Source organism: candidate division TA06 bacterium (genome assembly GCA_004376575.1).
Classification (GTDB): domain Bacteria; phylum Hydrothermota; class DG-26; order E44-bin18; family E44-bin18; genus E44-bin18.
In genome coordinates this window covers 1-11,898 of sequence record SOJN01000132.1, presented here as the reverse complement: position 1 = coordinate 11,898, position 11,898 = coordinate 1, and the positions used below count along the sequence as shown (strand labels likewise).

The window sequence follows — 11,898 nt, the reverse complement described above, 5'->3', positions numbered from 1 at the left end:
ACCCTTACGAATTCTGTCGGCCCCCCTTTTTACTCTACTTCCCTGAGCACTTCTCGGAGCTTATCCTGTCTGCCCCGCTTCTCACGAAGTGAGATACACGGGGCCTGCCCGCCTGGGGCGTTTCACGGTCGCTCGTTCCACGAGCTCCCTCAAGGGTGGGGAGATTAATGTGGGTTTCGCTTAATTCGAAAATGTTGTGGCATGATTCAGCAAGCTTGTGGATGGGATAAGAACTTTGAGGAGCAATATCACTGCTAAAGGTAGGAAGTTACATCTATACCATATTCCTGAGGGTCTAATGCCTTGACGATAGTCCTTGCGAAACCCTTGCCATCTTCTGTTCGTGCCGTCAGGCTCTCAATGTGAGGCTCCACAAAATTGCCCTTGCTGTCAGTGATGATCTTCACCTTTGGCCTTAGTGCACTGGAGGGTTCCTGGTTTGCTCTCCAGACTATCGCGAACTCCTCTGTATCAAGAAGAACAAGACTTCCCACCGGGAAGACTCCGAGCATCTCAACAAAGACTTTTGCCAAAAGAGGGTCAAACTGGGTTCCGCTTCTTTCAGCAATTACTGCCAGCACTTCCTCCCTCTTCAAACAGAAAGGTCTATACACTCTTGGGGATGACGCCGCGTCAAATACATCGGCGATGCTTACTATCCTGCTGTAGAGATCCAATTCTTTTGCACGGTCTGTTCCAGGATAGCCCCGATGGTCCGGTGTCTGGTGATGCTGCAGAGCGACAAACATAGCCCTCACAGGAATGACCCCGAGTCCTCTTATTCTGCTGAGCATTATCGCTCCCTTGAAGGGATGCTTCTTCACCTCGTCAAATTCCTCTTCAGTAAGTCTGCCTGGTTTGTTGACGATTGATCCTGAAATGCGAACTTTCCCAAGATCGTGGAACAAAGCGGCAACTCCAAGTTCTAGCAATTGAGACTTGCTGAGCCCAAGCCTCATGCCCAGCGCCAAAGAGAGGATGGACACGTTGATGGAGTGATTAAGGGTATACTCGTCGAAGTTCTTGATTGTAGTAAGACTGAACATGTAGGATTCATCTTCGACGATCTCATCGACAAAGGCCTGGATGACTCTCTTTGACTTCCTTGCGTTGACCACCTGGCCTAAAGATATTTGAGTTGCTACACCTTTGAGATAGGAAACAGCATAGTAGAAGCTTTTCTTTGCGGTTTCCGAGAAAGTCTCCCTTGTATTTTCGATGTCCTCGCTGTCGTCCTCCAGAACTCTATCAATAGAGATGTGACAGATGCCAGCCTTGATCATGCGCTCCTCTATTTGGCCAAAAGGATCTAGACTATAGACATGCACCTTGGTAAAGATTGAGAAGAAAGTGGCCAATTCTTCAGCAGTAACGCCCGAGTGGAAGTCTAATCTCCCAATACCCTTTGACTCGAGAGTGTCCATGACAGACCGGAAGCTCGCCCACGATGAGAAATCAGGTTTGAGCCTGGTTCCGTTCATGAACAGGGCGTCCGAGAATATCTCTAGGCAGGCGCCCTCATCGGATTGAATTACTTCGTCAAGGGCGTCGTACATTCTTTGAACGTGGCGGACGTAAGTTTTGTTTGATGGGTCGTAAATCCGTGAGATTTTCAGAAGCGAGAAGAGGCGATTTACGACAACATTGCCTTCTCGGATTGTCTTTCTTTCATCAAGCTCTGCAACCAGTGTACGCATACTACTATTCCTCAAAATGCTGTAGAGCTCTAAAGGATTCGACCGCAACAGTCTTCCTTCTGGACTTGGTTCCCTGTTCCAGCAGTTTCTTTGCAGTCCCTGTCCCTATTGAGGCTAGCGCTGCGATAATGGCCATCATTATGCTGTCGTCTTCCTTCCTTCTGAACCACCACGCGGTCCGGAAGAACCCCGTGAATGCAGATACCACATCGTCGGATCTAGATCTCTTAAGCGCGTCTATGAGCGCAACCTTTTCTACCATAGGTCTGATCCTGAAATTCCTGCTGGCAACCATGTCTCTGATGATCCTTCTGAGAAACTTCTCGTTGGGAGCGTCAAGAGTTTTTATTGCCAGTATTCGCACATCTGTATCTGGATCTTTCAAGAATTCCAAAATGAGCTTGGTGGAGTCAGGAGTGCCTATCTGACCGAGGGAACGAACAGCTTCAATTCTCACAGAAGGATGGTAATGTTTCAAACAGGACTTCAACATGCGAACACCTTTGGGATCTGCAATTCTGCCTATTATGGTTACGATTTCCCGCGCAACCCGAGGATCGTGGCTTGAAACGGCCTTGCTCAGTTTTGCCAAGTCGCGAACTGCCAGTGCAGAGAGAACATCCCGGAGAGCTGCCCTGCCTTCCGCATCTTTAGCCACAGACACCAGCTCTATGAGTATTGGTATGGCGCTTGGCCCCACAAACTGAAGGAAATTGAGGACTCCTCTTGGATCCTTCGGGAACGCGCCCTTAATCTTCTTTTTCATTCCCCCGGAATGAACAGCAGATACAATCTTTTCCATAAAAGAACTGAGCATTTCATGAAAATGCCCTTTCTGAAACGCAGGGTCCTTGAGCATTTGCTTGATTTTTTGAGTCGTTTCTGAAGCTAGGTCAAATTTCTGCTGTAAGGCGAGACCCTTCACATGGTCAAGGACAAGATTAAGCAGATGGGCTCTTTCCGAGATGTCATCCTCAAGACTGAGAAGATCTAGAAGAAGATCCCCATATCTTTCCATCGCCGAGAACCGGGCTAGAACCTGTATCCTTTCTCTGATTTCTTCAGGGGTGACCGTATCAAAGAACTGCCTGTTGGTCTTCTCCATCTCAGCTTTCAGGGCTTGTGATTGGGCCAAAGCGGTCGACTGGGCCAACACAGCTGCGCTAGAACCATATGACACCCCTCCGGCAGTTGTTGGCCCCGACCTGAGTGCCCCGGTGATCACGATGCCGGATTGTTCCCTCAGGTCTTCCACATTGCCCTCTACAAGTGGTTCGTTACCCACAGGTACAAGCGTTTCCTCCACTTCCTCTGGGCCTTGAACTCCTCCTTCTGATTCCATGAATGCCTGTATTGCGACGTAATCAATGTTGATGAAGTTGCCACTCCACAACAAACTGACAATGTCTGCTTCTTCTTCTGAGGACTTGACTGCCTCACAGATTATGTCAAGGAAAGTGTTCACTTCCTCGGAAGACAGACCTTCGTGAAACGTGATTCGACGAACTCCATCCCTGTAGAAGATGAAGGCAAAGCTGTTTGCCTTCTCATCAATTTGATAGACTGGGTTTCCTTTATATGTTAATGCTTCATCTGTGACTTCGAAAGACATCCTGTCCCAGCGTTTGAGAAAATCGGTCATTTCTTCGTAGAATTCTATCTTTGAACTTCGTACCAGAGGACTATTTGGAAGGTAAAATCTCATGTTGGTAATGGCCCTGGAGAGGCTCAGAAGTAGCTTCTCGGCCGTGTCGAGCTCTAGGGCCTCTACCTTTTCCTCTTCGACCTCTAGAGTTGTCATTACATTTGCGGAATCCGCCACCTTATCTCACCCCTGATCCGTTCGACGAATCTCAATTCAGGGCGGCATCTCTCTTTCATTAAAACTTTCGTGCATATTCCTTGCCGTTGTGCTCAAGAATCTGCGCGAAGGCTAACTTCCTATAACAAAAGAGCTTGTGCGTCTGGCTCAATTCATGTGTGTTTGCCGTCTCATGCAAAAAGCGTCATTCTGCGTGGCCACACGTCGCGTTTTGCAACGTGGCCTGAAGTGAACGTGGTCAAACCGCCTCATGGCAGTGGATTTCCGATTGGTCCACCAAACTAGACTTGTGCAATTTCGTGATGTAACTTCTCGTCTCACATGGCGCGTTTCGTTCCACATGAATTGCTGCAATATGACCTGGAAGAATGGACAAGGTTAGGTCTATGTTCCTTACACTCCAGAGTGTTTGACAACTACTTAAATGATGTGTTCGTCTCCACTCCGAACGTGACAGGATGCGTTTTCCATCGCTGGATGTTTTTCCTTTGGAGTGATGATTCACCACGGGGAAGTTTTCCCCACCATCGTTCCTATTCTCCCCACTGGGTAGGAATCCAGACGATTCAGATGCGAGACAGCACACGAACTGGGGTTGACAATCGTTCCTCTGGAGCCTATGTTTCAGTTCTGGGACAAAGACATGGTCTATCTGGAGAACATAGGTGTAGCATTTCAGGGAACATACCTGTTCAGGAACTTGACCTGGCACATTGGAGACGGGGAAAGGATTGGCCTGGTTGGGCCGAACGGGGCAGGGAAGACAACAATATTGAAAGTCATGTCTGGACAGCTCATTCCCGATGAGGGCAGTACCAGCCTGACCAAAGGCACCAGGTTTGGCTACCTTCCTCAGGAGGAGGTGGCAGTCCGGGGCAGAACCCTTTACCGGGAGGCTGCCTCCGTCTTTGAAAGTGTTGAAGACCTCAGGGAAGAACAGAAACAGATGGAGAAGGTACTTGAGGGTATGTCTTCCGCGCCAGAGGATTCTTCGAGACTGCTGGAGAAGTATGGTCATCTTCAGGATGAGTTCGAGAAGAGAGGCGGCTATGAAATAAGGACACAGACTGAAGCCGTTCTCTCGGGCCTTGGGTTTGCCAGAAACGAATGGGACAGGATGACTGAAAGCTTTAGCGGCGGATGGCAGATGAGAATCGCCCTCGCAAAGATTCTATTATCGAGACCTGATGTTCTACTTCTTGACGAGCCTACAAATCACCTTGACCTTGAATCGATGACCTGGCTAGAGGGTTATCTTGACTCCTTTGAAGGGACTGTTGTGGTGGTTTCGCACGACAGGTACTTCATGGACAGGGTTGCAGATAAGACAGCGGAACTGGAATCCGGCAAACTCACCCAGTATCCGATGAACTACACTAGCTACCTGGGAGAAAAGGCCAAAAGGCAGGAAAGGATCCAGGCTGCCCTGAAGCACCAAGAGGAAAGGATTGAGCAACTCGAAAGGTTTATTGAAAGATTCAAGGCCAAAGCAAGCAAGGCATCGCAGGCCAGAAGCAAGATGAAGATCCTTGAAAAGATGAAGAAAATTGAGCACTTGCCGGAGACACGGCTCATCCACTTCAAGTTTCCTCCTGCCCCTAGATGCGCAAGGCGAGCTCTTGAACTCATCAGTGTATCCAAAGCATACGGTGAACAAAAGGTCTTTGAAGATGTGGAGATCCTTGTTGAGAGAGGTGACAGAATAGCCGTTGTCGGCGTGAACGGTGCTGGTAAGTCGACCCTACTCAGGATTATGTCTGGCACGGAGGCTCCATCTTCAGGAGAGAGAAAACTGGGGCACAAGGTGGTTGTTCGATATTTCTCCCAGCAGACTGCCGACATGCTTGATCCCGACAGGACCGTTCTCGAAGAGATTGAATCGGCAGCTCCGGATAACCCTGCGCAGAATTTGAGGAGGCTGCTAGGTGCGTTTCTATTCTCCGGGGACGACGTCTTCAAGAAGGTGAGAGTGCTCTCAGGAGGGGAGAAGTGCAGGCTAGCTATTGCCAAGATACTTCTCACCTCTGTGAATTTCCTAATACTCGACGAGCCCACGAATCATCTCGATCAAAGAGGTAAAGAAGTATTTGAGCAGGCCCTCGCCCAATACACAGGTGCTTTCGTCCTCGTCACGCACGACAGGTATCTGATAGACCGCCTGGCGAAAAAGATCTTCCTTGTCAAGGGGGGCCGTGTAAAGACATATTTTGGCAACTACACTGATTATTTGTGGAAATCAAAACAAGAGGAGCCGGAGAAGTACGAAGTGCAAAGTACGAAGGAGAAAGGATCAAAGGGGGCTGAGAGAAGAGAGAAAAAGCGGTGGGAGGCTATCGAAAGACAGAAGGTATATGAAAAGAAAAAGAAAGCCAGACATGTAGAAGAAGAGATAGAGACTGTGGAAGCCAGGGTTGCTGAGATTGAAACGATGCTGTCCAATCCTGAAACCTATAAGGATGAGCAGCTCATCAGGGAACTGGTCTATGAGGACAAGGATCTGCGGGAAAAACTGGAACAATTGTACGAGAAGCTTGAAACGATACTATCTGAAGAGACATAAGACCAATGAAGATGTCAGTCGTCAGCTATCGGCTCGCAGCTTGCCTATGTAGGGGCGCGCCCTGTCCGCCCGGCTCGTTACACGAGCGGGCGTTCCACGGCCTCCTCCGAAGCTGAAAAAGACCTACACTGACGATAGACAGGGTAAGGTATTTTTTATCGTGTTTAGTCTTTGTTAGAGGTCGCGAGCGGAGCGGAGAGAGCTCGTTACAAAGAGTTGATCCCGAGGGAAGTCGTGGGGAGGGAACCCGAAGGATCCCCTGAATGACTATCTCACATAACCACATTGAGCGGAGTCGGGGATCTCTGAAGGGCGAAGTGGGCAAACTCAACGAAGTTGACCGAAGACGGGCGAAGGAGGACCTACCCAGTATTCTTATCGTTTCGCCGAACAGAAGGTTTGTTGCTTTGAGCAAGGTAGATAGGTGGGATAGAACTGCGAGGAGCAATGGCACAGCTACAGGTAGGCAGTCAGGTCTATTCCGTACTCCCGAGGCTCCAACGACTTAACGATGGTTCTTGCGAAACCCTTGCCATCCTCTGTTCGGGACATGAGGCTTTCAATGTGAGGCTCCACGAAATTGCCACTCCCATCGGTAATGACCTTCACTCTTGGCCTCAGTGAACTGGAGGATTCCTGGTTTGCTTTCCAGACTATTGCCAACTCCCCGGTGTCAAGAAGAACCAAACTTCCTACCGGGAAGGCACCAAGCATCTCAACAAAGACCTTCGCCAGGAGAGGATCGAACTGAGTTCCGCTTCTTTCAGCTATTAGTGCGAGGGCCTCGTCCTTCTTCAGACAGAAAGGTCTGTATACTCGTGGAGAACTGGCTGCATCAAAGACATCGGCAATACTCACTATCCTGCTGCAGAGGTCCAGTTCCTTTGTGCAGTCTATTTCTGGATAGCCCCGATGGTTCAGTGTCTGGTGGTGCTCTAGGGCGACGAGCATGGCCCTTACTGGCATAGCTCCGAGGCCCCTCATTCTGCTGAGCACTATGGCTCCCTTGAAAGGATGTTTCTTCACCTCGTCAAATTCCTCTTCAGTAAGCCTGCCCGGTTTATTGATGATTGATTCTGCAATACGGATCTTCCCAAGATCGTGGAACAAAGCGGCAACTCCAAGTTCAACCAATTGAGACTTGTTTAGCCCAACCCTCATGCCCAGCGCCAAAGACAGGATAGACACGTTGATGGAGTGATTAAGGGTATACTCGTCGAAGTTCTTGATTGTGGTAAGATTGAGCATGTAGGATTCATCTTCGACGATCTCATCAACGAATGCCTGGATGACCCTCTTTGACTTCTTTGCGTTGACCACCTGGCCTAAAGAGATTTGAGTAGCAACAGTTTTGAGGTAGGACACCGAGTCGTAGAAGCTTCTTTTTGCAGTTTCTGTGAAGGTCTTGTCTGTCACCTCCGTGCTTCCAGCGCCCTCCTGCACTCTATCTATGGAGATATGACAGATGCCGGCCTTGATCATCAGTTCCTCTATGGCATTAAAAGGACTTATAGAGGAGGATTCCACCTTGGTCAAGATTGTGAAAAAACTGGTCAATTCTTCCATAGAAATGCCCGAGTTGAAGGTCAGCTTTCCAATGGCTTTTGACTCAAGAGAATCCATGACAGACCGGAAGTTTGACCATGATGAAAAATCAGGCTTGAGCCTCGTCGCGTTCATGAACAAGGCGTCGGAAAATATCTCCAGACTGGCACTCGCGTCAGCCTGAATGATATTATTAATCGCATCGTACATTGCTTCAAGGTGGCGGATGTAGGTTTTGTTTGATGTATCGTAGATCCGTGAAATCTTCAGAAGGGAGAATACGCGACTTACGATTACATTGCCCTCCTGGATTACCTTTCTCTCAGCAAACTCTGCGATTTCCTGGCTCATGCTACTCCTCAAAACACTGCAGAGCTCTAAAAGATTCCACAGCAATGGTTTTTCTTCTCGATTTGCTTCCCTGCTCCAGTAGCTTTCTTGCAGCTCTTGTGCCTATTGAGGCTAGTGCTCCTATCATAGCCACCATCACACTGTCGTCTTCCATCTTTCTGAACCAGCCGGTTCTGAAGAACCCTGTGAATGCGGGTACTACATCGTCTGATTTGGCTCTCCTGAGTGCGTCTATGAGCGCGATCTTTTCTCTTGTCGGTCTGAACCTGAAACTCCTGCTCGTAACCATGTCTCTAATGGTCTGTCTGAGCAACTTGTCTTTGGCAGTGTCAAGAGTCTTTATTGCCAGTATTCTTACTTCAGTGTCTGGGTCTTTCAGGAATTCTAGAATGAGCTTGGTGGAGTCAGAATCGCCTATCTGCCCGAGGGCACGAACAGCCTCAGCTCTTACGGAAGCATCATGGTGTCTCAAACATGACTTCAATATGCGAGAACCTTTGGGGTCTCCAATTCGCCCTATTATGGCCACCACTTCTCTTGCAACATGAGCGTCCTGGTTGGAAACGGCTTCAGCCAGTTTTGATATGTGATGAACGGCCAGTGCAGAGAGAGCATTTCTGAGAGATGCCCTGCTGTCCACATCTTTAGCCACAGGTACCAGTTCTAAGAGGACCGGTATGGCGCCTGGCCCCACAACCTGAAGGAAATCGAGGACCCCTGTTGGCTTCTCCGGAAACGCGTCTCTGATTTTCTTTTTCATTGGTCCGGACTGAACAATAGACGTGATCTTTTCCAGGAAGGAGCTGAGCATTTCGTGAAAATGCCCTTTCTGGAAGGCAGAGTCCTCGAGGATCCGCACGATTTTCTTAATCGTTTTTGAGGCGTGCTCAAATTCCTGTTGCAAGGCAAGATCCTTCACATGATCCTGAACGAGGTTAAGCAGATGAGACCTCTCTAGGATGTCCTCTTCAAGATTGAGAAGGTCAAAGAGAACCCCCGCAAATCTTGCCATGGGGGAGAACTGGGCTAGGACCTGCACCTTTTCCTTTATTTCTTCAGGTGTGATCGTCTTGAGAAACTCCTTGTCGGTCCTCCCCATTTCAGCGTTCAGGACGTGAGATTGGGAAGGAGCAGTTGACTGGGCAAGAACAGATGCACTAGTGCCGTATGGAGTCCCTTGTTCAGTTGTTGGTCCGCGGGCAGATGTTTCAGGGGACACCACACGCGATTCATTTGTCAAATCTGCCACATTGCCGGTTGTGATGGGTCCTTTACTAATGGGTGTCCCCTCTTTCCCTCCCGTGTCTGGAGCTTCTGAGCTCCCTGTGTCTGTTCCTGTGAATGTCTGTATTGCAATGTACTCAATGCTTGTGAAACCTCCATTCCACAGCAAGCTGACAATGTCTGTCTCTTCCTCTGAGCTGTTCACTGCCTCGCGAATTATCTCAAGAAAAGTATTCAGTTCCTCAGAGGATAAACCCTCGTGAAATGTGATTCGGCGAACTCCGTCCCTGTAGAAAATGAAGAAGAAGTTGTTGGCCTTGTCCTCGATTTGATACACTGGGGTTCCCTTGTAGGTTACTTCTTCATCTGTGATTTCGTAGGACGCCGTGTGCCAGCGTTTGAGGAGATTAGTCATTTCCTGATAGAGTTCAGACTTTGAACTGCAAACCAGAGGATTGTTCGGGAGGTAGAATCTCATGTTCGTGACGGCCTTGGAGAGGCTCAGGAGTATTCTCTTGGCCGTTTCGAGCTCCAGGGCTTCTAGCTCTTCCTCTTCGGCCTCTAAGCTTTTCATCACATTTACGGAATCGGTCATCTCATTTTGCCCCTGATCCGTTCTGGCCGGCACCTATTTTACCACAAAAACTTAGTGCATATTCCTTGCCGTCGTGCTCAAAAATCTGCAGTAAAGTTAACTTTCTATAATAAAGGAACTTGCACTCCTGGCTCTGTGAGCGTATCTCTGCTCCTTTATGCAGAGAATGTCACGATGCCCGGTCAAGCGTCGCATTTTGTAGCGTGCGCTGGAGGTGAATGCGGGCAAATCACCTCAAAGCAGAAGACTCCTGGTAGCTCCCCCAGACCAGAGTTGTGCAATCTAGGGATGTATACTTTTCGTCTCACCTGGTCCGTTTGGTTACATTTCAATTTCCACGATGTGATCAGGAAGGTTCCATAATGAACGACTCATCAGAGAGCTTGTCTATGAGGATAAAGATCTGCGGAAGAGGTTGGAACTGCTGTACGAGAAGCTTGGAACGATACTGTCTGAACAGACATAAGATCAATGAAGCTGTCAGTCGTCAGGTATCAGCTCTCAGCTTACCTATGTAGGGGCGCGGCGTGCCCGGGGCGTTCCACGGCCTCCTCCGAAGCCAGGACGGGCGAAGGAGGAGCCTGCCCTCCGTAGCTTCAGCGTAGGAGGGTTCCCGCGCCCGAGTTGTTTCCCATTTAGATTGCTTCGTCGTTTTGCTTCTCCTCCATCGGCTCACGCCGATGAAGGACCAAAAATACCTCATCCCGCCCAAGTGCGGGCTGGGTCTTTTTGGCTCGCAATGACATTTCTTTTTGTTGATTTGGAGCGTTGGGCAAAAGTCTGCTTGTGGAGATGTACAAAGGTTAGATTGGCCTTTTGCGGAGAACAATACCGCTCTTGTCATTGCGAGGAGGGAACCGACGAAGCAATCTAAATGTTACGAAGGACGGCTCCCTCCTGTCATTGCGATGAGCCCTTTAGGGCGAAGAAGCAATCTAAATGTGAAGACGTCGTCTGTTTTCTATTTTCGAGGGTGTGGGCATGGCTGGGCGGAATTTCTATTTTCGGGGGCATCAGGGTCGTGGGGTGGAAGTTAGTGGTTCCCAAAGATTCGACTCGCCCGGTCGAGGGTATTCTTCTCTTCAGGGGTGAGGCTGTCTATTCCAAGCTGTGAGATTTTGTGCAGGATTCTGTCGACCTCCTGCTGAAGGTCTTCCGAAGCTGATTGCTCGGGCCTTACTACTCTTATCCTTTTGCCTCCGACTCTGGCAAATCCGCCCCTGGCAAAACTGGACAGTTTGAGATAAGCGAAGCCCACCAGCATACCCCCCAGGTGTGCCCAGTGGGCTACTCCATCTCGTGCAAGCTGAAGCGTTGAGAGAAGTTCAATAGCTCCAAGAATGAGTGCAAGATATTTGGCTTTTATGGGAATGAAAAACCACAGATATATGAGTCTGTTGGGATAGATCATCGCATAGGCGACAAGAAGGCCAAATATCGCACCTGATGCTCCCACTGTCGGTATCGTTGAATTTGGGGTCACGATTACCGATAGGATTCCCGCTCCCACTCCAGTGAGAAAGTAGTACTTCAAAAACTGCTTCGAGCCCCACGTTCTCTCCAATTCAGACCCGAACATCCACAGCACGAACATGTTTATGGCGAGGTGAAAGGTCCCCCCGTGGAGGAACATGTAGGTAACCAACTGCCAGATGTATCCTCTGTGCCAGATGTATGCAGGAGTCAGGCCCAGCCACCTGATTATGCGCATCCCTGTTACGAGTTCGAGGAAGAAAAGCGCAACATTTGCAATGAGCAAATACTTCACAGCACTTCCCATGCTTGGCCTGCCAAAGGTGTATTTTGTCTGAAACTGGTGCATAGGATTTCCCTCACCCCTATATTATCAGTTTTACGGCCGCCGTCAAGCCTGAGGAAATGATTGGTTTAGGCAGGCAATTTTGCAATTTTATGGGTAAGCTGACAGCCAGCAATCTGTCATGCTGGTTGATTTCGATTTTCGATCCTCTATTTTCGAAGGGGTGGGGAAGAGGGGAAGGGATTTTCGTGATTTCGAAGGTGTAGGGCAGGGAGGAGCGGAATTTCGAGGGTGTGGTGAAGAGGGCTAGGGCTTCTTAGTGATGGGGACAGCCCCCCAATTTTA

6 protein-coding genes are annotated in these 11,898 nt (G+C 49.1%); 1 reads left to right on the top strand and 5 read right to left on the bottom strand.

Annotated elements, in window-relative coordinates:
- Positions 1–254: 254 nt before the first annotated feature.
- Together E3J62_10900 and E3J62_10895 are read right to left on the bottom strand one after the other, a co-directional pair.
- Positions 255–1,697: an HD-GYP domain-containing protein gene (locus E3J62_10900; GenBank protein ID TET44254.1), complete on the bottom strand. Its 1,443-nt coding sequence runs from the start codon at positions 1,695–1,697 to the stop codon at positions 255–257.
- A gap of 4 nt (positions 1,698–1,701) precedes the next feature.
- A complete protein-coding gene (locus E3J62_10895) occupies positions 1,702–3,519 on the bottom strand; it encodes a HEAT repeat domain-containing protein (GenBank protein ID TET44253.1) in 1,818 nt (605 codons plus the stop codon).
- 619 nt (positions 3,520–4,138) lie between these two features.
- Between E3J62_10895 and E3J62_10890 the strand changes: the two genes are divergently transcribed.
- Positions 4,139–6,079 (top strand): ABC transporter ATP-binding protein, encoded by a 1,941-nt coding sequence (locus E3J62_10890; protein TET44252.1) that lies wholly within the window; start codon positions 4,139–4,141, stop codon positions 6,077–6,079.
- 456 nt (positions 6,080–6,535) lie between these two features.
- Here E3J62_10890 and E3J62_10885 read toward each other — a convergent pair whose 3' ends face one another.
- The 3 genes from E3J62_10885 to E3J62_10875 all read right to left on the bottom strand — a co-directional run bounded on the left by E3J62_10885 (position 6,536) and on the right by E3J62_10875 (position 11,616).
- Positions 6,536–7,975, bottom strand: a complete 1,440-nt coding sequence (locus tag E3J62_10885) for an HD-GYP domain-containing protein (protein ID TET44251.1) — start codon at positions 7,973–7,975, stop codon at positions 6,536–6,538.
- A gap of 1 nt (position 7,976) precedes the next feature.
- Positions 7,977–9,794: a hypothetical protein gene (locus tag E3J62_10880; protein ID TET44250.1), complete on the bottom strand. Its 1,818-nt coding sequence runs from the start codon at positions 9,792–9,794 to the stop codon at positions 7,977–7,979.
- Between the two features lie 1,033 nt (positions 9,795–10,827).
- The gene (locus E3J62_10875) at positions 10,828–11,616 is read right to left on the bottom strand and encodes a rhomboid family intramembrane serine protease (protein ID TET44249.1); all 789 of its coding nucleotides are present in this window, start codon (positions 11,614–11,616) and stop codon (positions 10,828–10,830) included.
- Between the last annotated feature and the right edge of the window lie 282 nt (positions 11,617–11,898).

Coding starts and splice junctions, on each gene's coding strand:
- E3J62_10900 (TET44254.1), bottom strand. CDS start 1,697: ATGCGTACACTGGTTGCAGAGCTTGATGAAAGAAAGACAATCCGAGAA.
- E3J62_10890 (TET44252.1), top strand. CDS start 4,139: ATGTTTCAGTTCTGGGACAAAGACATGGTCTATCTGGAGAACATAGGT.
- E3J62_10885 (TET44251.1), bottom strand. CDS start 7,975: ATGAGCCAGGAAATCGCAGAGTTTGCTGAGAGAAAGGTAATCCAGGAG.
- E3J62_10880 (TET44250.1), bottom strand. CDS start 9,794: ATGACCGATTCCGTAAATGTGATGAAAAGCTTAGAGGCCGAAGAGGAA.
- E3J62_10875 (TET44249.1), bottom strand. CDS start 11,616: ATGCACCAGTTTCAGACAAAATACACCTTTGGCAGGCCAAGCATGGGA.